Annotated in this window: 19 protein-coding genes; 5 read left to right on the top strand and 14 right to left on the bottom strand. The window is 64.6% G+C overall.

Translation table 11 applies throughout. The features are described from left to right. Nucleotides 1-13: 13 nt before the first annotated feature. Genes BLV45_RS22085 through BLV45_RS22040 form a run of 10 tightly spaced genes read right to left on the bottom strand, consistent with a single transcriptional unit; the run spans nt 14 to nt 8,157 of the window. Nucleotides 14-832: an aspartate dehydrogenase gene (locus tag BLV45_RS22085; protein ID WP_090536523.1), complete on the bottom strand. Its 819-nt coding sequence runs from the start codon at nt 830-832 to the stop codon at nt 14-16. After that, on the bottom strand, nt 825-2,483 hold the full coding sequence (locus tag BLV45_RS22080; RefSeq protein ID WP_090536809.1) for a thiamine pyrophosphate-binding protein: 1,659 nt from the start codon (nt 2,481-2,483) through the stop codon (nt 825-827). Before BLV45_RS22080 ends, BLV45_RS22085 begins: the two co-directional genes overlap by 8 nt. Beyond that, nucleotides 2,476-3,291 (bottom strand): SDR family oxidoreductase, encoded by an 816-nt coding sequence (locus BLV45_RS22075; RefSeq protein WP_090536521.1) that lies wholly within the window; start codon nt 3,289-3,291, stop codon nt 2,476-2,478. Before BLV45_RS22075 ends, BLV45_RS22080 begins: the two co-directional genes overlap by 8 nt. Further along, nucleotides 3,291-4,151: an IclR family transcriptional regulator gene (locus BLV45_RS22070; protein ID WP_090536519.1), complete on the bottom strand. Its 861-nt coding sequence runs from the start codon at nt 4,149-4,151 to the stop codon at nt 3,291-3,293. Before BLV45_RS22070 ends, BLV45_RS22075 begins: the two co-directional genes overlap by 1 nt. After that, nucleotides 4,148-5,050, bottom strand: a complete 903-nt coding sequence (locus BLV45_RS22065) for an alpha/beta fold hydrolase (RefSeq protein WP_090536516.1) — start codon at nt 5,048-5,050, stop codon at nt 4,148-4,150. Before BLV45_RS22065 ends, BLV45_RS22070 begins: the two co-directional genes overlap by 4 nt. A gap of 30 nt (nt 5,051-5,080) precedes the next feature. Then, nucleotides 5,081-5,608 (bottom strand): cupin domain-containing protein, encoded by a 528-nt coding sequence (locus tag BLV45_RS22060; RefSeq protein WP_090536806.1) that lies wholly within the window; start codon nt 5,606-5,608, stop codon nt 5,081-5,083. 26 nt (nt 5,609-5,634) lie between these two features. After that, the gene (locus BLV45_RS22055; RefSeq protein WP_090536514.1) at nt 5,635-6,396 is read right to left on the bottom strand and encodes an SDR family oxidoreductase; all 762 of its coding nucleotides are present in this window, start codon (nt 6,394-6,396) and stop codon (nt 5,635-5,637) included. Further along, complete coding sequence (locus BLV45_RS22050; RefSeq protein WP_090536512.1) at nt 6,389-7,480, bottom strand: aromatic ring-hydroxylating oxygenase subunit alpha; 1,092 nt, start codon at nt 7,478-7,480, stop codon at nt 6,389-6,391. The genes BLV45_RS22055 and BLV45_RS22050 overlap by 8 nt, the downstream gene beginning before the upstream one ends. Nucleotides 7,481-7,529: 49 nt before the next feature. Next, nucleotides 7,530-7,841, bottom strand: a complete 312-nt coding sequence (locus tag BLV45_RS22045; protein ID WP_090536510.1) for a recombinase-like helix-turn-helix domain-containing protein — start codon at nt 7,839-7,841, stop codon at nt 7,530-7,532. A gap of 1 nt (nt 7,842) precedes the next feature. Then, complete coding sequence (locus BLV45_RS22040; RefSeq protein WP_090536508.1) at nt 7,843-8,157, bottom strand: non-heme iron oxygenase ferredoxin subunit; 315 nt, start codon at nt 8,155-8,157, stop codon at nt 7,843-7,845. 437 nt (nt 8,158-8,594) lie between these two features. Here BLV45_RS22040 and BLV45_RS22035 point away from each other — a divergent pair, with 437 nt between their 5' ends. Beyond that, entirely contained in the window at nt 8,595-9,668 is a 1,074-nt protein-coding gene (locus BLV45_RS22035; protein WP_090536506.1) for a porin, read from the top strand. A gap of 30 nt (nt 9,669-9,698) precedes the next feature. On the opposite strand, the gene BLV45_RS22030 is transcribed toward BLV45_RS22035, so the two are convergent. Beyond that, entirely contained in the window at nt 9,699-10,676 is a 978-nt protein-coding gene (locus BLV45_RS22030) for an IclR family transcriptional regulator (protein ID WP_090536504.1), read from the bottom strand. A gap of 344 nt (nt 10,677-11,020) precedes the next feature. Here BLV45_RS22030 and BLV45_RS22025 point away from each other — a divergent pair, with 344 nt between their 5' ends. The 4 genes from BLV45_RS22025 (at nt 11,021) to BLV45_RS22010 (ending at nt 16,658) form a co-directional block, all read left to right on the top strand. Beyond that, a complete protein-coding gene (locus tag BLV45_RS22025; protein ID WP_090536502.1) occupies nt 11,021-12,709 on the top strand; it encodes a phospholipase C in 1,689 nt (562 codons plus the stop codon). Nucleotides 12,710-12,800: 91 nt separating this feature from the next. Continuing rightward, entirely contained in the window at nt 12,801-14,246 is a 1,446-nt protein-coding gene (locus tag BLV45_RS22020; RefSeq protein WP_090536804.1) for a cytochrome-c peroxidase, read from the top strand. Between the two features lie 170 nt (nt 14,247-14,416). Then, nucleotides 14,417-15,628, top strand: a complete 1,212-nt coding sequence (locus tag BLV45_RS22015; RefSeq protein ID WP_090536500.1) for an amino acid aminotransferase — start codon at nt 14,417-14,419, stop codon at nt 15,626-15,628. 55 nt (nt 15,629-15,683) lie between these two features. After that, the gene (locus BLV45_RS22010; RefSeq protein ID WP_090536498.1) at nt 15,684-16,658 is read left to right on the top strand and encodes a 2-dehydropantoate 2-reductase; all 975 of its coding nucleotides are present in this window, start codon (nt 15,684-15,686) and stop codon (nt 16,656-16,658) included. 72 nt (nt 16,659-16,730) lie between these two features. Here the strand turns inward: BLV45_RS22010 and BLV45_RS22005 are convergent, their stop codons facing one another. The 3 genes from BLV45_RS22005 to BLV45_RS21995 form a co-directional block, all read right to left on the bottom strand. Then, nucleotides 16,731-17,648 (bottom strand): pyridoxal-phosphate dependent enzyme, encoded by a 918-nt coding sequence (locus BLV45_RS22005; protein WP_090536496.1) that lies wholly within the window; start codon nt 17,646-17,648, stop codon nt 16,731-16,733. Nucleotides 17,649-17,795: 147 nt separating this feature from the next. Then, nucleotides 17,796-18,716, bottom strand: a complete 921-nt coding sequence (locus tag BLV45_RS22000) for a dihydrodipicolinate synthase family protein (RefSeq protein WP_090536494.1) — start codon at nt 18,714-18,716, stop codon at nt 17,796-17,798. Between the two features lie 400 nt (nt 18,717-19,116). Beyond that, nucleotides 19,117-21,354, bottom strand: a complete 2,238-nt coding sequence (locus BLV45_RS21995; RefSeq protein ID WP_090536492.1) for an NADP-dependent isocitrate dehydrogenase — start codon at nt 21,352-21,354, stop codon at nt 19,117-19,119. Between the last annotated feature and the right edge of the window lie 46 nt (nt 21,355-21,400).

Here is a 21,400-nt window from a genome sequence, read left to right as displayed (position 1 = left end):
GAAGCTCAAGTGCTCAGATCACGCAACGCGCGGCACGGTTGCGCAGTGCGCGGATCGCGCTATAGGCGGTGAGCGCCGAAGTCTTGGGGTTGTCGGGCAACGGCTTGCCGCACATTTCCAGCGACATCTCGCCGAACGCGCCGCGCGCGACGATGCGATGCACGTTGCGCGTCACCGCCGGATCGGCGATCAGGCGCACGGTGGTCTGGTCGAGGCCGAGGCCCGCGAGCGCGATCGTCGCCGCGACGTTCGCGTTCTTCGGATAGAGCCGTGCCGCTTCGCGCGCGCTGCCTTCGAAGATCACGCGTTCCTCGCCAAGCGAATCCAGGTCGCACAGTTCCTCGGCGGGCGTGCCGCGCCAGCCGACCGGCGGCTTGCGGCCCGTGTACAGCACCTCGTCGAGGCCGCCGAGCTTCGCCGCCGCCAGCGCGTCGATGCCGCCGATCGCGCCCGACAGCAGCGTCATCGTCGCGTCGCCCTGATCGGCCGCGGCCGACAGCAGTTCGAGCAGCATGACGTCCGATAGCGCGCCGATCGATGCGACCGCGCAGTCAGTGCCGGCCTTCAGCAGCGGCACGACGTGATCGACGAGCGCTTCGTGACCGGCGCATTCGAGCGCGAACTGCGGGCGGCTCGACAACGCTTCGACCGACGAAACGACATCGACCGACGCGCCCACCGCCTCGCGCACCGACGCCGCGTAACGCTCCGGCACGATCACGTGGGAGACGTGAACCAGCGGATCGGCGGCGACCGCGCGATACACCGTCTGCCCGATCGCGCCGAAGCCGATCATCGCGACGTCGATGGGTGCATGGAATCCGTCACGCATGTTGCGGCTCCTCTTTCTTGACGGGCGGCCCGGCAAACGCGGTCGCGAAGCTGCCGACTGCCTGCATGTCCACTTCGACGAGCACGGGGCCGACCTTCGCGAGACCTTCGCGGATGATGTCGTCGGCCTGATCCAGCGACGACAGGCGGTAGTGCGTGAGGCCGAGGCTCGCGCAGAACTGCGAGAAATCCGGCTGGTGCAGATCGACGTAGTAGCGGCGGCCGCCGTACTGCGCGTCCTGGATGTTGCGGATCACGCCATAGCACTGGTCGTTCATCAGCACGATCATCACGTTGGCGTTTTCCTGCACGGCCGTCGCGAGTTCGCCGACGTTGACCATCAGGCCGCCGTCGCCGACGAGACACACCGTCTTCGACGCCGATCCGGCCAGCGCCGCGCCGATCGCCATCTGCATGCCCTGGCCGATGCCGCCACCCAGCGCATGGACGCCCGCGCGCGGCGTGAAGATCTTCAGCATGCGGTTGCCCCATGTGCTGTTCGAGATCGTCACGTCGCGGACCCAGTTGTAGTCGCGGCCCACGAAACGTTGCAGCGATTCGACGAGCTTGCGGTACGGCCCGAGACCCTTCGCCGTTTCCGCGACGGCGGTCTCGCGTGCGGCGGCCAGATCGACGGCGAACGTGGCGTCCACCTTCAGCCTGCCTTCGAGGCGCGTGGCGAGCGCGTCGAGTACGGCGGCGGCGTCGCCGTGGATAAAGAGATCGTTGCGATAGCCGCGGTTGTCGGCCAGCGCGTCGGCGTCGATGCGATACAGCGGCTGCGGCAACGCCAGCTTGTACTTCAGCGTCTCGTTGCCGCGCAGGCGCGAACCGACCACCACCAGCGCGTCACACGTCTTGTAGAAACTTTCGACGGCGGGATGCACGTTGTACGCACCGAGCGTCGCCGGATGATCTTCCGGCAGCACGCCGCGACCCTGCACGCTCGTCACCACGCCAAAGCCGAGCGCGACGAGACGCTCGACGGCGGCGCGCGCGTGACGCGTGCCACCGCCGAGCCACAGCAGCGGGCGCCTTGCGCTCACGAGTGCTTCGGCGAGCTTCTCGACGCGTGCTGCGTCGTGCGTGAGCGTCGTGATGTGCGGGCCGGCCATATCCGCCGGCCATTCGATTTCGGCCGCCTGGATGTCGATCGGAATTTCGACGCTGACCGGGCCGCTCGGCGCCGTCTGCGCGACGCGCACCGCTTCGCGGATGGTCGGCAGCGCGGTGTCGACCGAGCGCACGCGGAACGCCGCCTTCGAGATCGACGACAGCATGGCCAGCTGGTCCGGCGCTTCGTGGATGTACGCGAGATCCTGATCGAGGTATTCGGTTTCGATCTGGCCCGTGATGTGCAGGAGCGCGGTGCCGGCGGTCAATGCTTCGACCATGGCGCCGGCGGCGTTGCCCGCTGCCGTCCCGGTGCTGGTGAACGCGACGCCGAGGCCGCCCGACACGCGGGCGAGGCCATCGGCCATGTTCACCGAGCCCGCTTCGCCGCGTGCGCCGACGTAGCGGATGTTGCCGCGCCGGCCGATCGCGTCGAGGATCGGCATGTTGTGAATCGAAATCACGCCGAACGCCGTACGCACGCCGCATTGTTCGAGAAAGGCGGCAATCAGCTCGCCGACGGTGGTGGTGTTAGACATGTCGTGCATTGCCTCCAGAAACATCGATATGACTGCCGGTCGTGTAGGACGACAGATTCGTGGCCAGATAAAAGAGTGCCTGCGCCGCTTCCTCGGGACGACCGAAGCGGCCAAGCGGAATGTTTTTCTTGCGCGCGAGTTCGCCGGTCCAGTCTTCCCAGCTTTGGCCCGGCTGCGCCTGTGTTTCGAAACGGCGCCGCCATTGCCCGGACTCGACGATGCCGATCAGGATCGAGTTCACGCGGATGCGCTGCGGCGCGAGTTCAACGGCGAGCGACCTGATCAGGTTCTGCACGCCGGCCCGCGCCGACGAGGTCGCGACCATGTGCGGCTCCGGCTGCAACGCGAGCAGCGAATTCACGCAGACGATCGACGCGTTGCCTGAACCGGCCGAACCTGCCGCATCGCGCAGCATCGGCAGGAACGCGCGCGTCGGGCGGATGATGCTGAAGTACTTCAGGTCGAGTTCCTCGCGCCACGCTTCGTCGGTGGTGTCGGCGAAGGTCGACACGCGGCCCTGGCCCGCGTTGTTCACCAGCATGTCCGCGCGGCCAAACCGTGTTTGCACCTGCTGCGCGAACGCGTCGACGTCGGCGGCGTTCAGCACGTCGCAGCGTGCCGCGAGCAGTGGCGCCTGCGGATGGCGTTCGCGCAACGCGGCTTCGGCACGCGCGAGACGTTCGCTGTCGCGCCCGCAGATCGCGACCGACGCGCCCGCGTTCAGAAAGAGTTCGGCTGCGGCGAGGCCGATGCCGGACGAACCGCCCGTCACGACCGCGACCTGACCGGTCAAGTCGATTTGAATCATCAGATCCCCAATGCCTTCATGTACTGGTTTCGTGACGGCGGCCGGTAGTTGAGCCGCTGCGAGAGTTCGTCCGCCGCGTGGCGGACCTTGTCGATGAGGCCGCTGTCGAGCAGGGTCGAGTCGATCTCGTGACGCGGGATCGTCGTCGTGATCACCGCGACGATGCGGCCGGTGTCGTTGCGCACCGGCGCGGACACCACGGAAATACCGCGCTCGAACGACGACTCGCTGATCGCGAAACCACGATTCGCATCGTCGCGGATGCGTTCGTAGAGCGCCTCGACGGTGTCGGGCGTTTGCGGCGTATAGCGTTCGAGCTGCGGCTCGGGATACAGCGCGCGCAGATCGTCGAGCGTGAAGTCGCCCATCAGGACCTGGCCGTGCGTCGTCGCGTGCGCCGGCAGACGCGTGCCGACGTTCACGGTCACCGAGCTGAAAATCGGCGCGTGGCTTTGCGCCTTCGCGACGAACACGACGTCGCGCCCGTCGCGAATCACGATGTGGCTCGTGAGACCCGTTGCGTTGCGCAGCGCCTCGATGATCGGCAGGCCGAGGTCCGTCAGTTCGAGCGAGCTCAGATATTCGAAGCCGAGGCGCAGCACCGCGACGCCCAGACGATAGTTGCGGTCGCGATCGGCGCGTTCGAGAAAACCAAGCGATTCGAGCGTCTGCAACAGACGAAACACCGTGGTGCGTGGAATGCCGAGCCGCTTCGACAGCTCGGGCGCGCCGAGCACCGGCTCGCGCGGCGAAAATTCAGCGAGGATCCGCAGGCCGCGTTCGAGACCCGGCACGCGATAGCTCGTGTCGCTGCGGTCTTCGTCTGTTGCGCGGCCCGGATCGGAAATGTCGGGGGTCATTCAAAGCTCCGGTTGCCAGCGGATGCATCGCTCGCACGGCAGAACGTGTCGAGGATCGTGTTGTATGCCGTGGGCGCTTCGATATAGCCGGCGTGTCCGGCGCGCGGCACGGTCTGGAACGACGCCCGCGCGATCCGCGCGAGGCGCGCGCACGCGGTGGGCAACGTGATGCCGTCTTCCGCGCCCACTGCAACCGCCACGCGTCCGGTGAACGTGGTGAGATCGGCGGCAAGATCGGCGTTGGCGAGCAGATGCGTCGCCTGCGCGTAGCCGTGCGGCACGATGCGCGACATGTTCCAGCGCACCCAGTCGCGAGCGGCTTCGTCAGCGTGCGGGGAGAGCATGTTCGCGCTGCGCGTTTCGGCGAGTCCGGCCGGGCCGAGCCCGGCGAGCATCGCGAGACGCGCATCGCGCTTCGACGTCCGCACGTCCGGCTCAGCCGCGCCGTATCCGCCAGCCGGCGAAACCAGCAGCAGACCCGCGACGCGCGCCGGATTCGCCGCGGCAAACGCGCCCGCGACGATGGCGCCGAGCGAATGCCCGACCAGCACGCAGCGCGCGACGCCGAGCGCGTCGAGCCATGCCTTCAATACGCTCGCATAGTCCGACGCGACCGGCGACGCCGCCGCAACCGGCGTGGACTCGCCATAACCCGGCGCGTCCCACGCGAGCACGCGGCGTGTCGCGCCCAGCGCTTCGAACTGCTGCACCCATGAAGCCGCGCCTGAACCGATGCCATGCAGCAGCACGAGCGGCAACGCGACGCTGTGCGCACTGTCAGCTTCGCGATAACTCACGATATGCTGTGGCGCGACGGCGACCTGCTTCGCGGGAAAGCGCGCGACGCGCGTTTCGAGCGGCAGGGCAGCGTGAGCGGTGGCGGTGGTGGCGTGTGACATGACTTCGATCGCGGACAGGGGATAAAAGGCTTAGCGCTTGAGCTTCGCGAGCGGCGAATCGGGCGGATACGTCGGCGTGATGGGTTTTGCCGCGCCGAGCATCACGCACATCAGCGCGTCTTCCTCGCCGATGTTCACCTCGGTGCGATACACGCCCGGCGGCACCGAAATCAGATCGCGTTCGCCGATCACCGATTCCCACGTTTCGCCGTCCTTCTCGCAGATCACTTTCATCTTTCCTCGCAGCACGAAGAAGATTTCCTCGACGTCCATATGGATGTGGCTCGGACCGATGTTGCCGGCCGGAATCACCATTGTCGAAAACGTGAAGCTGCCGGCCGGCACCGTGTTGACGTCTTTCGCGACGCCCGTGCCGCCCGTGCCGACGTAGCGCATCTGCGCGCGGCGATACTTCGGATCGTAGTCGGCCTGGAACTTCAGCGCGTCCCAGTCATAGCGGCGCGTCTCGAGCCGCGCGACGCGGCTTTCCATCCACTGCGCGAAGCTCGCCTCCGCGGGTTGATCCCACGACTTGCGTTCGATATCTGCATCAGCCATCGATTTCTCCTTTCTGTTCGACATGGTCAATTCATCACGAAGCCGCCGTTGACCGGCAGCAACTGTCCGGTCACGAAGCGCGCGGCGTCGGACAACAAAAACAGGACCGGGCCTGTCACATCTTCGGGAACCTGCGCGCGGGTCAACGCGCGTCCCTCGCGGTAATACGCGTGACGCGCGGCGGGTACATACGCCGTCGCTTCGACTTCAGTGAGGCCCGGCGCGATGGCGTTGACGGTGATGCCGTCCACGCCGAATTCACGCGCGAGCGAATGCGTCATCGAGATCACCGCGCCCTTGCTCGCCACGTACGCAAGCAGCTTCGGCGCGCCCCACAGCGCGGTATCCGACGCGATGTTGACGATCGCGCCACGGCCCGAGCTGCGCAGATGCGGCAGCGCCGCCGTACACGCGAGCCACGTGCCGCGCACGTTCACGTTCATCACCGCGTCCCACGTTTCCGTGATCAGTTCGGTGGCGAGCTTGCCGCCGGAATTCGTGATCGCCGCGTTGTTGATGAGGCCGTCGATGCCGCCAAGCCGCTTCGCGGCGTCGGCGACGAAGCGCGCGATGCTGTCCGGCTGCGCGAGGTCGAGTGGCAGGTACGACACCGCGTGCCCCTCTTTGCCCAGCGAGGCGGCGAGCGCCTGGCCTTCGTCGTGCAGCAGGTCGCCGAACACGACGCTCGCGCCTGCCTGCGCCAGCGCGCCGACGAACGCCGCGCCGAGTCCGCGCGCGCCGCCCGTGACGAGCACGCGCCGGCCGGTCAGGGTGGCGGCGTCATGCATGGCTGTGGCCCGCGTGGCTGACTTCCGCCGCGGCGCTCGCGGCGTGTGCCCGATGCGCGTCGAGGTCGGCGAAATGCTGCTGGGCGCGCTGGCGCAACATCCGGCGCACACGCGTCATGCCGACGTCGTGCTGATAGAGGAATTCGTGGTCGCGTGCGTGCGGCGCCATGCTTTCGAGCACATAGCGGTCCTGTTCGAGCACGGCCCAGTGCAGGCCTTCAAGGCGGTTGCGATACATGAAGCGCCACGCGTCGCGCTGCCAGCCCGACACCTTGCGGGTGCGCCAGAAGTAAACCTGGCAGTTGTCCGCGTCGACGGGCACAGCGAAGCCGATGATCCCGAAGTTGCCGCCGGGGCCGAACTTCTTCCTGTACGGAATCGCGAGGCGCATCCACAGGCAGCCGGTCTCGCCGAGTTCGACCCAGTCGAAGTTCACGTCGCGCTGGCCGACCTTTTCGAACATCAGGCCGGTTTCGGTCTTGCGCACGCGCATGTCGGCCTGCTTGTCGCCTTCGGCCATCGAGTGCGACGTCGCGTGCAGATACGCACCGTGCATCGGGTCCATCACGTTGTCGATCGCGTACTGATAGTTGCACTTCCAGTTCGACATGCACAGGAAGCTCGCGTATTCGTCGCCGACCAGTTCGTCCGGCAGCACGAGCGGCGCCGGTTGCTGGTGCGCATCGTCGCCGAACCACAGGAAGATCGCGCCCGCATGTTCTTCGACGGGATACGACTTCACACACTTCGTTCCTTCGAGCGGACAGGCCGACACGGCCGGCACTTTCGTCACCGTGCCGCCGCCGTCGATCTCGATGCCGTGATACCAGCACGCGACGCTGCCGCCGAGATTCCAGCCGAGCGACAGACGCGCGCCGCGGTGCGGGCAGCGGTCTTCGAGTGCGTGGACGTGGCCTTCCTGATCGCGCCACAGCACGATCTGGTCGCCAAGCCGCGTGATGCCGACCGGCGCGTTGCTGACCTGCCAGCTCGGCGCGACGGGATACCAGTAGTTGCGCAGGCCGCGGTCCAGGTACGACTGGATGTCGTCGGTTGCGGTGTTGTTTGTCGTGGAGGACGTCATGGAAACACTCCGGGATACGTGTTCTGTGAGGCGGGTTCGGGCGGGCCGCTTATTCGGCGAGCAGACGGAATTCGGCGGCGAGGCGTTCGGCGTTCCACGGGCTGCCTTCCGGCGTCCGGAACCCGATGCGGTTCAAGCCTTCGACGACTTCATCGAGTTCCACCGCGCCGGCTTCGAACACGGTTTCGAGCGCATCGCCGAAGTCGTTTTCGTATTGCGTCGGCTCGGCCTTGCGGGTCTGCCAGATGAAGTTTTCGTTCTCGCCCGGCTTCTCGATGACGCCCTTGCCCGCGACGTTGTTCGGCTGCGGCGCGAGCCACGGCTTCAGATGCGGATTGAAGTTCACGGTCGCTTCTTTCATGTCATTCCACCTTGATCTGGATTTCTTGACCGGCAAGGCGCACCGCGTACATCTTCAGATCGCGGCCGCCGGGCTCTTTCAGACACTTGCCAGTCGGGATATGGAACACGGCTTCGTGCAGCGGACATTCGACGGTGTCGCCGTCGACAAAGCCCTGCGTCAGCAACGCGTATGCATGAGGGCAGACGTTTTCGAGCGCATACAGCGCGTCGCCCACCTTGTAGATGCCGATCTCCGTGCCGTCGAGCTTGTACTCGAGCGGCGCGTCGTTGGACAGATCGCCGGCATGTCCGGCGCAACGCCATTCTTCAGCCATTTCGCCCCTTCTCCTGAAGCACTTGTGTTCCATATAAGGAACGTCAGTTCGTGTATGGGCATTATAGGAGTCGGTTGCGCAGGACAAAATAAAAATCTGCGGCTTCCAGGGAAAACACCGAGTGTGTGTCCGGAATTTTGTAGGGCGGTGGTACGAAGAATCGATACTTCAGATGCCGAAGTGCCCGTCCGGCAAGGCTTTGCAGGTATTACGCCCGGGTCGGAAAGAACGCGCATGAGGGTTTTCACCGGCCCCAAAAAGTATTTTGATCGGCATGCGGAATCACTATACTTTCCATAGGCGATACATTCGCCCATAGGTGGAACAAAAAAGACGGCCAGCCCGATGCAGGAGACCCGGGTCGCCGCCCGTTCAATCAAGGCTTGGGAACCCGGAGCGAGGCTCCGGTTATCCGTCACACGATCAGGAGTACATAGGTGAAGCACATCATCGCCGCCGGGCTGACCGGGATCTGCGCCGCATCGGGCGCGTGGGCACAAAGCAGTGTCACGCTTTACGGCAGTCTCGATGCCGGGGTCGCGTACATCAGCAACGCGGGCGGTCACGCCAAATGGATCGAGGAGCAGGGCAACATGCAGCCGGACCGCTGGGGCCTGAAGGGTGTCGAGGATCTGGGTGGCGGCACGAAGGCGATCTTCCAGCTGGAAAACGGCTTCTATACGAACACGGGTGCGTTCGCGAAAGCCAACACGCTGTTCAACCGCCAGGCGTACGTGGGGCTCAGTTCGGACCGGTTCGGCACGCTGACGCTCGGCCACCAGACGCCGTTCGCCTTCGATGTGCTCGGTCCGTTCGCGACGGCTTACCTCGCGTCGAGCTGGTACGCGTTCCACCCGGGCAACATCGACGAACTCGCCGACACGGGCGTCGTGCCCTACGACAATTCGGCGAAGTACCGCTCGCCCACGTGGTACGGCTTTTCGTTCGGCGCGATGATGGGTCTCGGCAACACGACGAACTTCTCGACCGGTCGCACGATGAGCTTCGCGGCGAGTTACGTGAATGGACCGTTCAAGGCCGGCGCGTCGTGGTCGAACGAACACAACCGCACGCCGTCGATCGTGACGACGGGGATCACGAATTTTCAGGGCGTCGCCGCCGCGAGCTACATGGCCGACAAGGTCGAGAACACCGGTGCGGGCCTGTCGTACCAGTTCGGCAAACTGCTCGTGCATGGCCTGTACACGCACGTGAAGCTGGAGTCGAATGGATTCTCTGACACGTATCAGAGCTACGACGTCGGCGCGAATTACCAGTTCACGCCGGCCAACAGCGTGTCGGGCGGTGCGGCGACGACGACGTTATCGGGCCGTCGCTGGACGCAGTTCGAGATCGGCGACGTCTACGCGCTGTCCAAGATGACACAGGTGTATGTGAACGCGCTGTACGAGCACGCGAACTCGAATGCATCGGCCGCGTTCTTCACGGCTGGCGTGTCGAGCGGCCGGAATCAGGCGATTTTCCTGACCGGCATCCATCACTCGTTCTGACCAGCGATGAAATGACGGTCGCGGCGGCATTCAGCTGGCCGCGACCGGTTTGCCGCGTGCCTGTACGACGGTCGGGTCGTCTGCGTTGGGGCGATAGTTGAGGCGCGCCGACAGGTCGATCGCCGCGCCGCACACCGCTGCAATCAGCGGCTCGCGCTCGCCGGGGCCGCCGATGTCCGAGCGCGGCACCGTCGCGGTGATCGCCGCGACGATCTTGCCTGTCTGGTCGCGCACCGGCGCGGTGACGACCGAAATGCCACGTTCAAACGACGCTTCGCTCAGTGCATAGCCGAGCGCGGCGCTTTCGCGCACGCGCTCGTAGAGTTCGTCGACGGTAGCTGGCGTGCGCTCGGTGAAGCGTTCGAGTTGCGGCTCGGGATACAGCGCGCGCAGCTCGCCTGGCGTCAGGTCGCCCATCAGCACCTGGCCATGCACCGTCGCATGCGCGGGCAAACGCGTGCCGACGTGTACCTTCACTGAACTGAACATGGGTTCGTGCGTCTGCGCCTTTGCGACGAAGACGACGTCGCGTCCATCGCGGATCAGCAGATGCGTGCTGAAACCCGTCGCGTCGCGCAACTGTTCGAGGACCGGCGTGCCGAAGTCGGTCAGTTCGAGCGAACTCAGATATTCAAAGCCGAGCCGCAGCACCGCGACGCCCAGCCGGAAGTGTCGGTCGCCGTGCGCGCGTTCGAGAAAGCCGAGTGCTTCGAGTGTTTGCAGCAGACGGAACGTCGTGGTGCGCGGAATGCCGATGCGCTTCGACAACTCGGGTGCGCCGAGCACGGGCTCCCGTGCAGAGAATTCAGCGAGGATGCGCAGGCCGCGTTCAAGGCCCGGCACGAGATAGGTGGACGACGCGGCGCCGTCGCTGTCGTTCTCGTTGCCGGAAATGTCGTCGGCGTTCCGGGTTTGCGCGGTCGCGGCGGACCGGTCGCTGGCGGACAGCGCTTCGCCGCGCGCACCGGCACCCGTTCGTCCCGCTCCTGTCTTGTTTTCTTTGGCCATGTCCTGCTTTCGTCTAGCTGAATGTGTGCAGATCAGCATGATAGCGCGAAGCGCCCGGGGTAAATCCCGGCCAGCGCCGCATGCGCTGGCCGACCGGCGTGAGCGCGATTGGCGAGCTCTTCACATATGTTTCCGGTCCCGCATGGCCACCATGACGAAAGCAAAACGAATAAAACCACAGGCTTTTAGCAAGCAATGCGTCCTTAAACCATAACACCGGGGTGGTGCAATGCGCGCTGTTTCAAACGGTATGTCGCAACCGCTACATCTCTAACAATATTGCCAGCGCCATCCATCCGGGTAACGGGCGGGAGCGCTGAACAGCGAATCTGGAGCCCCGAGAAATGTTCCGTAGAGTCCTTTTGCCCATCCCGTTTGCTGCGCTTGCGCTTGCGTTGACCGCATGCGGTAGCAGCAACGACAACAAGTCCGCCGCTGCGCCCCCGCCGGTCGCCGCCGTGTCGGTGCAGGACGCCGCCACAACCGCTACGCCGATCAAGCATCTCGTGGTGATCTTCGGCGAGAACCGTTCGTTCGATCACTACTTCGCGACCTACCCGGCGGCGGTGAATCCGGCAGGCGAGCCGCAGTTCCTCGCAGCGTCGAATACGCCGACCTCGGTCAACGGACTGACGCCGGCACTGCTGACGGCGAACCCGAACAAGACCGCCGCCGGTAACGGCGCGAACGCCGCGAACCCGTTCCGGCTCGACCGCACGCAGGCGAACACCGAAGGCCAGAACCACGCGTACACGGCCGAGCAGCAGGCTTACGACAACGGCCAGATGGACCTGTTCCCGGAATTCACGGGTAACAACACGGTGAGCAGCACGGGCGTGTTCGGCACGCCGGGTCTCGTGATGGGCTACTACGACGGCAACACCGTCACGGCGCTGTGGAACTACGCGCAGAACTTCGCGATGAACACCAATACGTATACGGACACGTTCGGTCCGTCGACGCCTGGCGCGATTCACGTGGTCTCCGGCCAGACGAACGGCGTGATCCCGAACGGTGGCGTCGCGGTGGCGGGCAGCATGATCTCCGACGGCCAGGGCGGCTTCACGATCACGGGCGATCCGGATCCGACGGGCGACGTCTGCTCGGGCACGACGTCTGGCAAGATGTCGGCGCTGAACAAGAACATCGGTGACCTGCTGAACGCGAAGGGGCTGACGTGGGGCGGCTTCATGGGCGGCTTCGACCTCACCGCAACCAACCCGAACGGCACGACAGGCTGCGCACGCACGACCTATTCGTCGGTGCTCGCATCGTCGCCGAAGGACTACAGCCCGCACCACAACTGGTTCCAGTATTTCCCGACGACCGCCAACCTGGCGCACACGCGTCCGACTTCGCTCGCGACGGTGGGCTTCACCGATCCGCTCGACAGCACGGCGACGCCGGTTCACCACGAGTACGACGTCAACGACTTCTTCGCAGCGGTGAAGTCGGGCAACTATCCGTCGGTGAGCTACCTGAAGGCGCCTGCCGTGCAGGACGGTCACCCGGGCAATTCGGATCCGCTCGACGAACAGGCGTTCTACACGAAGGTCATCAACTTCCTGCAACAGCAGCCTGACTGGAAGAACACGGCTGTCATCCTGACGTACGACGATTCGGACGGCTGGTACGACCATCGCTATGCGGCACCGACGACGGCATCGTTCGACGCCTCTGACAAGCTGAACGGCGCCGCGACGTGCGGCACGTCGGGCACGACGCCGCAAGGTCTCAGCCCGGCGGGTCTCGCGATCAACGGACGCTGCGGCCCGGGCACGCGGATTCCGTTCGTCGTCGTGTCGCCGTATGCGAAGGCCGACTTCGTGGATGACACCCGTCTCACGCAGTCGTCGGTCGTGCGCTTCATCGAGGACAACTGGCTTGGTGGCCAGCGCCTCGGCGGCGGCTCGAACGATGCGGCCGCGGGCAGCATCATGAGCCTCTTCGACTTCACGAACGGCGGCAGCACGCCGACGCTGTACCTCGACCAGAACCTGGGGACGAAGCTCTCCGCCGCGCCGCAGATCTGATCCCGGTTCGTTGCACCCGTGACGCGAGTCGAGCCAGCTTCGTGCTGGCTCGACTCGTTTGTTCGTGTTCCGCGTTTTCATTGCCATCGCCATGACCCTTCGTACGAATGTCGCCTTTCCGCCGCCGATGCCGGCCGGCAAAAAACCCGATCCTCGCGCAGCACGTCGCACCGTCATGCGGGTGCTTGCCTGGGCCATACCCGGTGTCGCGATCGCGCTTGCCGCCATGGCGGGCTATGCGCTCGTGTACCCCGAACGCATGCCGGAGGCCGTGGGCCAGTTCGTCGAAGACCTGACCGGTGCGAACCCGCATCCGGTGCATCTGATGCGGCCCGACACGGCGCCGCTCAGTGCCGTTGCGCTGCTTGGGCGCGAGCTGTTCAACGATCCGTCGCTGTCGGCATCGGGCAAGCAGTCGTGCGCGTCGTGTCATAGCGCGCAGCACGCGTATGGCCCGCCGAACGACCTGTCGGTGCAGCTGGGCGGCCCGCATATGACGGATGCCGGCTATCGTCCCCCGCCTTCCCTGACGTACCTGTATCGCCAGGCGCCGTTCAGCATCGGACCGGACGCGGGCGACGTGGACGTCGCCGTGAATCTCGACCAGGCCGCCGCCGCCGCGCGCGGCGTGCAACGCGCGGTCAAGACAGCGGGTGCCGCGCCCGCCGCGCCGGCGATGGTGCCGCAAGGTGGCCTCTTCTGGGACGGCCGTGCCGATTCACTGCAGCGCCAGGCGATCGGGCCGATGCTCAATCCGGTCGAGATGGCGAACAGGGATGTCGACGAGGTGGTCCGGAAGCTGTCGACGGGCAGATATCGCGAAACGTTCAGCAAGCTCTTTGGCCCCAGTATTTTCGATCACCCGGATCTGCTGGCTTCGGAAGCGATGTTTGCGATCGGGCGCTATCAGGTCGAGGACCCGTCGTTTCATGAATTCAGCAGCAAGTACGACTACTGGCTGGAAGGACGCGCGCACCTGACGCAGGCGGAACTGCGCGGCCTGCGGCTTTTCAACGACAAGGACAAGGCGAACTGCGCGGGCTGTCACGTGAGCCAGGTGAGTCGCGACGGCCTGCCGCCGCTCTTCACCGACCAGCAGTACGAGGCGCTGGGTGTGCCGCGCAACAACGCGCTGCCGGTCAACAGGGATCCGAAGTTCTACGACATGGGCGTGTGCGGGCCGTTCCGCCACGACATCGCGACGCAGACGCAGTATTGCGGCATGTTCCTCACGCCGACGCTGCGCAATGCCGCCGAGCGTCACGTGTTTTTCCACAATGGCGTCTATCACGACCTGAAGCAGGTGATGACCTTCTACAACCTGCGCAACACGAGCCCGGAGAAAATCTATCCACGTGACGCGTCGGGCAAGGTCATGAAATACGATGATATCCCAGCGAAATACGTGGAGAACATCGACGTCGCCGACGCGCCGTTCGACCGCAAGGCCGGCGATCAACCCGCGATGACCGACGCGGAAATCGACGACATCATCGCGTTCATGAAGACGCTGGACGACGGCTACAAGGTGCAATAAACGCGGGCGTGCGAGGTTCGGGACGTCTTGCCTCCACGGCGCGTCCCGCCTGCGATCAGGCACGGATTTGAGCCCTGCTGGCATGGGCGTTTTGCAATTCCTCGAATAACCTGCGTGGTGCGGGTATCGTGTCATTTCCGCGCCCGCGGTTATACATCGAGGAAACAGCCATGTTCGAAAACGTGCCCGCCTATGCCGGCGATCCGATTCTTTCGCTGAACGAGGACTTTCAGCGTGATCCACGCGGCCACAAGGTCAACCTGAGCATCGGTGTCTATTTCGACGACACCGGCCGGCTTCCTGTGATGCGTGCGGTACAGACGGTGGAAGCCGCGCTGCTCGAAACCGTGGCGCCGCGCAGTTATCTGCCGATGGCGGGGCATGCCGCCTACCGTGACGCCGCCCAGGCGCTGGTGTTCGGCGAGAACCATGACACGCGTCGCGCGGGTCGCATCGCCACGCTCCAGACGCTCGGTGGCTCCGGCGCGCTCAAGGTGGCCGCCGATTTTCTGCGCCGGCATCTACCGGAGGCCCAGGTCTGGATCAGCGATCCCAGCTGGGAAAATCATCGAGTCGTGTTCGAAGGTGCCGGACTGACCGTCAACACGTATCCGTACTACGACGCGCTGACGGGCGGCCTGCGTTTCGAGGCAATGCGCGATGCGATCGACGCGTTGCCCGAGCGCAGTGTCGTCCTGCTGCATGCCTGCTGTCATAACCCGACCGGGGTCGATCTCAACGCGGCGCAATGGGCCGAACTGATTCCCGTGCTGCAACGCCGAAAGCTGATTGCATTCGTCGACATGGCATACCAGGGTTTCGGCGACGGTCTCGAAGAAGACGCCACGTGTGTGCGCAAACTCGCGGATGCGGACGTCCCGCTGATCGTCGCCAGCTCATTTTCGAAGAATTTCTCGCTGTACGGCGAGCGATGCGGTGCGTTGAGCGTCGTCTGTCGCGACGCGGAAGAGGCGCAGCGTGTGCTTGGGCAACTGACTTTCGCGGTCCGCTCGAACTACAGCAATCCGCCTGTTCATGGCGCGAAGCTCGTCGCCGGCGTTCTTTCGGATGCATCGCTTCATACAGCGTGGGAGAGCGAGCTGGCGGACATGCGGCAGCGCATCAAACTGATGCGTGGCAAGATACACGACGGGCTCGCCGGGCGCGTCGAAGACGTGATGCGCGTGCGCTATGTCTCGCAGGTTGGCATGTTCACGTACACCGGGTTGAGCGCGCAGCAGGTGGACAGGCTGCGCGACGAACACGCAATCTATCTGCTGCGCTCGGGACGGATGTGTGTGGCGGGCCTCAACCAGCAGAATGTCGATTACGTCGCCTCTGCAATCGCTTCGGTCGCCGGCAAGGCCGGTGTGGCGAAATAACCAGGACGTGCGTCCAGCAGATCAATAGCGCAGAGATGCGCTTACGGGAGTCGTGATGAAAGTCTGCATATACGGTGCCGGTGCGATCGGTGGCTGGATCGGCGTGAAGCTCGCGCAGGCGGAATGCGAGGTGAGCGTCGTGGCGCGCGGCGCGGCGCTGGCCGCGATCAGGCAGAACGGGCTGCGTCTGGTCGACGCCGACGGTACGCAATCCGTTGCCGTGAAGGCCAGCGACGTGCCCGCCGAACTCGGTGTGCAGGATCTCGTTGTCGTTGCGGTCAAGGCGCCGGCCATGCAGTCGGTCGCCGCGCAACTTGGGCCGCTCGTCGGCCCGCACACACTGATCATGACCGCGATGAATGGCGTGCCCTGGTGGTTTTGCGCGGGTCTGACGGGGGCGTTTGCAAACACGCCGCTCGAGTCGGTCGATCCCGGCGGCCGGATTGCCGCCGCGATTCCCGTGCAGCAGACGCTGGGCTGCGTGGTTCACGCGAGCTGCCGCATCGAGGCACCGGGCGTGATCCGCCACAACATGGGCGCCGGGTTGATCGTCGGGGAAGCCGCGAGCGAATCGGGTGAGCGCGTGGACACGCTGGTCACGCTGTTGCGCCGCGCGGGCTTCGATGCGTCCGCGTCGCCCAGGATTCAGCGCGACGTCTGGTACAAGCTATGGGGCAATCTGACGATGAACCCGATCAGCGCGATCACCGGTGCGACGACGGACAGGATTCTTCAAGACGAACTGGCGCGGGGTTTCGCGACGCAGGTAATGATCGAAGCGAAGGAGATCGGCACGCGCCTCGGCATTCCGATCGGGCAGGAACCGGAAGACCGGCACGCGACCACGTTGCGGCTCGGCGCGATGAAGACATCGATGCTGCAGGACGTCGAGGCGCGCAAGCCGGTTGAACTCGATGCGCTCGTGGGCGCGGTGTGTGAACTCGGGAAAGTTGCTGGTGTGCCGACGCCGTTTACGAATGCGCTACTCGGCCTCGCGCGGCTGCACGCACAAACGCTGGGGCTTTACTGAATTGACTGAACGCATGCTACGCAGGCCGTTGTGTCCTGCGTAGCATGACGCGCATCGGGTCAGGCAGCGCGCTTAGGTAGCCGCGAGATACTGTTCGAGTTGCCCGACCGTCACGCTGGCTCCGCCGCAAACAATGACCAGAATCTTGCGGAACCCTTCGAGTACGCTCGCGTGGTCGTACACCGGTGCGAGGCTTGCGCCGCACGCGGGTTCGACGAGTATGCGGTGATCGTCCAGAAAGCGCATGCAGGCCGTGACGGCCGCAGCATCGGTCACGGTGAAGGGCCGGATATCCGCGCTTTGTGCGAGGTTGAACGCCTGCTCCGAAACCTGCTTCGCGCCCAGCGAAGTCGCAACGCTGCGAATGGCGTCCAGTTCGATCCGCTTGCCGGCCTTGACCGATTGCGCGAACGAGTCGGCGCCTTCCGTCTCCACCGCGATGATGGGCACGTGCCCGAGGCTGTTGCGGCGCAGACCTTCGTGGACGCCACAAAGCAGCCCGCCGCCGCCCACCGACAGCACAACCGCGTCGGGTTGTTCGCCCGCGGCGACGACTTCGTCGATGATCGTTGCGTGACCGGTCCATAGCAGCGGGTCGTCGAATGGATGGATGAAGGCGTCCGTTGCGCCGACCAGCGAAAGCGCCATGCCGTTCGCTTCCTGCCACGTCGCACCATGCACGATCACCTCCGCGCCTTCCATCGCGATCAGGTCTTTGGCGCGCTGGGTGGTGGTTTGCGGAACGACCACGACGGCGGGCAGGCCAAGCTGCCGTGCGGCGTACGCGACCGCGATGCCCGCGTTGCCGCCCGAAGAGGAAATGAAACGCTGCTTGCCCTGGCGTGCGTGCGCCTCGCACGCGTAACCGATGCCGCGAATCTTGAACGATCCGGGAGGCTGCATCGCGTCGAGTTTTAGAAGAACCGTTGCGCCGGCCGCGAGGCCAAGAGGCGCGGATGTCAGGAGTGGGGTTTGAATATGGAGCGGCATGGGAGATCCGTGAGACGAAACTTCCATGAGCGTACCTGAAATGCAGCGCGAGACGGTCAAGGGCTTCAACGCCTCGCGCTTTACATGCATGACCGGATCACGTTCACATGAATCCGGTCATGCCTCTTCCACACGCGATGCGCGGGTTTAGTGAGCCCAGCGCAGCACCAGCGGGTCGAGCCGCCGCGCGACCTTCAGGAGCCCGTCTCGCACTGCCGGTGGCATCGGCGCGATCGGGTGACGCACGGTATCGGACTTGATGACACCGCCCGCTTTCATCAGCGTCTTGCACGCTGCGAGTCCGCATTGGCGGTTCTCGTAGTTGATGAGCGGTAGCCATTGCTGATAAAGCGCCGCGGCTGCCTCTGTATCGCCCGACGCGTAGGCATCCACGATCTTGCGGATGCCATCCGGATAGCCGCCACCCGTCATCGCGCCCGTCGCGCCCGCGTCGAAATCGGGAATCAGCGTGATGGCCTCTTCGCCGTCCCACGGGCCGACCACGGCGTCGCCGCCCAGTCTGATCAGCTCACGGAGTTTCGATGCGGCCTGCGCGGTCTCGATCTTGAAGTACGACACGTGTTCGATTTCCTTCGCCAGCTTCGCGAGGAACGAGGCCGACATCGGCGTGCCGGCGACGGGCGCGTCCTGGATCATGATCGGGATATCGATGGCGGCGGACACCTTGCTGAAGAACTCGTGGATGCCGGATTCGCCAACCCGGATCGTCGCGCCGTGATACGGCGGCATGGCCATCACCATCGCCGCACCCGCATCCTGGGCCGCGCGGCTGCGGGCCGCGCACACGTCGGTGCTGAAGTGCGTCGTCGTGACGATCACCGGCACGCGGCCCGCGACATGCTCCAGTACCACGTTCTGGACGGTGTTCCGTTCGTCGTCGGTCAGGACGAACTGTTCGGAGAAGTTCGCGAGAATGCAGATGCCGTTCGAACCGGCATCGATCATGAAATCGATGGCGCGCTTCTGGCCGTCGAGGTCGAGCCGACCGGCGTCGTCGAAAACGGTGGGCGCGACGGGGAACACGCCACGGTAGATAGGGGTTGCCATTGATCAAGTCTCCTGGATAGCTCGATGCGCGCCGTGCGCTCTGACGAATGCGGCGACTATACGGGCGCAGGCATCGCGTCGTATAGCGAATGCTTTCTATCATGTGATCGCTTTTGCGACTTGCACACGGCTCAGCTCGCAGATGACGTTACAGCACGAAGCAGGAGCGCAGCATGTGGGCGCGGGTCAACGGACGCACGGAATGCAGCGATTGCCGCTCGAAGCTGAAGCACGAAACGAAGGGAAGGAGAGGAAAACCGGATGAACACCCGGGGTTGCTTCGAACGGTGAAGGTGCACGTGGGGCGTCCGTTGAAGCACCCTTCCGGCGTCGAACCGGAAGGGTCACGACCGATGTGGCCTGGGGCAAGCCCAGGCCACATCGCGCTACAGCGACAGCCTTACGCCTTGACCGAAGCCAGCGCGGCGTTCAGCGTCTTGCTCGGGCGCATGACGGCGTCGAGCTTTTTGGCGTCGGGGCGATAGTAGCCGCCGATATCAGCCGGGTGGCCCTGCACTGCCGACAGTTCGCCGACGATGGTCTGCTCGTTCTCGGCCAGCTGCTTCGCGAGCGGAGCGAACTGTGCGGCGAGGGCGGCGTCACCGGTTTGCGCGGCGAGTTCCTGCGCCCAGTACATCGCGAGGTAGAACTGGCTGCCACGGTTATCGAGCTGGCCCGTTTTCGGCGACGGATTCCGGTTGTTCTCGAGCAGCTTGCCCGTGGCGGCGTCCAGCGTCGTGGCGAGAACCTTGGCCTGGCTGTTGCCGGTCTTGATACCCAGATCTTCCAGCGACACAGCCAGCGCCAGGAATTCACCCAGCGAATCCCAGCGCAGGTGGTTTTCTTCCACCAGCTGCTTGACGTGCTTCGGCGCCGAGCCGCCCGCGCCCGTTTCGTACATGCCGCCACCGGCCATCAGCGGGACGATGGAGAGCATCTTCGCGCTGGTGCCGAGTTCCATGATCGGGAACAGGTCGGTCAGGTAGTCGCGCAGGATGTTGCCCGTGACGGAGATCGTGTCGAGGCCGCGGATCACGCGCTCCAGCGTGTAACGCATCGCGCGGACCTGCGACATGATCTGGATGTCGAGGCCTTCCGTGTCGTGATCCTTCAGGTACGTTTCAACCTTTTTGATCACTTCTGCTTCGTGCGGACGGTACGGGTCGAGCCAGAACACGGCCGGCATGCCCGAGTTGCGCGCGCGCGTGACGGCGAGCTTGACCCAGTCGCGGATCGGCGCGTCCTTGACCTGGCACATGCGCCAGATGTCGCCTTCCTCGACGTTCTGCACGAGCAGCACGTCGCCCGTCTCGATGTCGACGATGCGCGCTTCGCCGGTTTCCGGCACTTCGAACGTCTTGTCGTGCGAGCCGTACTCTTCGGCCTGCTGCGCCATCAGGCCGACGTTCGGCACCGTGCCCATCGTGACCGGATCGAAGTTGCCGTTCGTCTTGCAGAAGTTGATGATTTCCTGGTAGATGCGGGCGAACGTGCTTTCCGGGATCACCGCCTTCGTGTCCTTCGGACGGCCGTCGGCGCCCCACATCTTGCCGCCGATGCGGATCATGGCCGGCATCGATGCGTCGACGATCACGTCGTTCGGTGCGTGCAGGTTCGAGATGCCCTTTGCCGAATCCACCATCGCCAGTTCCGGACGGTGTTCGTGGCACGCGTGCATGTCGCGGATGATTTCCTCGCGCTTCGAGCTCGGCAGCGTTTCCAGCTTTTCATACAGGTTGACGAGACCGTTGTTGACGTTCACGCCGAGTTCGTCGAACAGCTTGCCGTGCTTCGCGAACGCTTCCTTGTAGAAGATCTTCACGGCGTGGCCGAACACGATCGGGTGCGAGACCTTCATCATCGTCGCCTTCACGTGCAGCGACAGCATCACGCCGGTCTTGCGCGCGTCTTCCATCTGCGCTTCGTAGAAGTCGCACAGCGCCTTCTTGCTCATGAACATGCTGTCGATGATTTCGCCGTCGAGCAGCGACACCTTCTGCTTGAGGACGATCGTCTTGCCGCTCTTCGTGACGAGTTCCATCTTCACGTCGCGCGCGCGGTCGACGGTCATCGACTTTTCGCCATGGTAGAAGTCGCCATGCGTCATGTGCGCGACGTGCGTGCGCGACGCCATGCTCCATTCACCCATGCTGTGCGGGTTCTTGCGTGCGTAGTTCTTCACGGCGGCCGGCGCGCGGCGATCCGAGTTGCCTTCGCGCAGCACCGGATTCACGGCGCTGCCGAGGCAGCGCGAGTAACGCTGGCGGATCGCCTTTTCGGCTTCGGTCTTCGGCTCTTCCGGGAAGTCCGGCACCTTGTAGCCCTTGCCCTGCAGTTCCTTGATCGCGCTGACCAGCTGATGCACCGAGGCGCTGATGTTCGGCAGCTTGATGATGTTCGTTTCCGGCTGCAACGTGAGACGGCCCAGCTCGGCCAGGTTATCCGGCACGCGCTGTTCTTCGGTCAGGAATTCGGGGAACTCACCCAGGATGCGGCCGGCCACCGAGATGTCGCTGGTCGTGACCTGGATTCCAGCCGGCGCGGTAAACGTGCGGATGATCGGCAGGAAAGCACTGGTCGCCAGCAGGGGCGCTTCGTCGGTGAGGGTGTAGATAATGGTGGGTTGCTGGGTACTCATCGCGTGTCTCAAGAACAGGAAACAGGGTGGGGAAAGCCGCCGGTTG

The sequence above is a fragment of the Paraburkholderia sartisoli genome (genome assembly GCF_900107685.1).
GTDB lineage: Bacteria > Pseudomonadota > Gammaproteobacteria > Burkholderiales > Burkholderiaceae > Paraburkholderia > Paraburkholderia sartisoli.
This window is presented reverse-complemented; position numbering and strand designations above follow the sequence as displayed.

Coding starts and splice junctions, on each gene's coding strand:
- BLV45_RS22085 (WP_090536523.1), bottom strand. CDS start 832: ATGCGTGACGGATTCCATGCACCCATCGACGTCGCGATGATCGGCTTC.
- BLV45_RS22080 (WP_090536809.1), bottom strand. CDS start 2,483: ATGTCTAACACCACCACCGTCGGCGAGCTGATTGCCGCCTTTCTCGAA.
- BLV45_RS22075 (WP_090536521.1), bottom strand. CDS start 3,291: ATGATTCAAATCGACTTGACCGGTCAGGTCGCGGTCGTGACGGGCGGT.
- BLV45_RS22070 (WP_090536519.1), bottom strand. CDS start 4,151: ATGACCCCCGACATTTCCGATCCGGGCCGCGCAACAGACGAAGACCGC.
- BLV45_RS22065 (WP_090536516.1), bottom strand. CDS start 5,050: ATGTCACACGCCACCACCGCCACCGCTCACGCTGCCCTGCCGCTCGAA.
- BLV45_RS22060 (WP_090536806.1), bottom strand. CDS start 5,608: ATGGCTGATGCAGATATCGAACGCAAGTCGTGGGATCAACCCGCGGAG.
- BLV45_RS22055 (WP_090536514.1), bottom strand. CDS start 6,396: ATGCATGACGCCGCCACCCTGACCGGCCGGCGCGTGCTCGTCACGGGC.
- BLV45_RS22050 (WP_090536512.1), bottom strand. CDS start 7,480: ATGACGTCCTCCACGACAAACAACACCGCAACCGACGACATCCAGTCG.
- BLV45_RS22045 (WP_090536510.1), bottom strand. CDS start 7,841: ATGAAAGAAGCGACCGTGAACTTCAATCCGCATCTGAAGCCGTGGCTC.
- BLV45_RS22040 (WP_090536508.1), bottom strand. CDS start 8,157: ATGGCTGAAGAATGGCGTTGCGCCGGACATGCCGGCGATCTGTCCAAC.
- BLV45_RS22030 (WP_090536504.1), bottom strand. CDS start 10,676: ATGGCCAAAGAAAACAAGACAGGAGCGGGACGAACGGGTGCCGGTGCG.
- BLV45_RS22025 (WP_090536502.1), top strand. CDS start 11,021: ATGTTCCGTAGAGTCCTTTTGCCCATCCCGTTTGCTGCGCTTGCGCTT.
- BLV45_RS22020 (WP_090536804.1), top strand. CDS start 12,801: ATGACCCTTCGTACGAATGTCGCCTTTCCGCCGCCGATGCCGGCCGGC.
- BLV45_RS22015 (WP_090536500.1), top strand. CDS start 14,417: ATGTTCGAAAACGTGCCCGCCTATGCCGGCGATCCGATTCTTTCGCTG.
- BLV45_RS22010 (WP_090536498.1), top strand. CDS start 15,684: ATGAAAGTCTGCATATACGGTGCCGGTGCGATCGGTGGCTGGATCGGC.
- BLV45_RS22005 (WP_090536496.1), bottom strand. CDS start 17,648: ATGCCGCTCCATATTCAAACCCCACTCCTGACATCCGCGCCTCTTGGC.
- BLV45_RS22000 (WP_090536494.1), bottom strand. CDS start 18,716: ATGGCAACCCCTATCTACCGTGGCGTGTTCCCCGTCGCGCCCACCGTT.
- BLV45_RS21995 (WP_090536492.1), bottom strand. CDS start 21,354: ATGAGTACCCAGCAACCCACCATTATCTACACCCTCACCGACGAAGCG.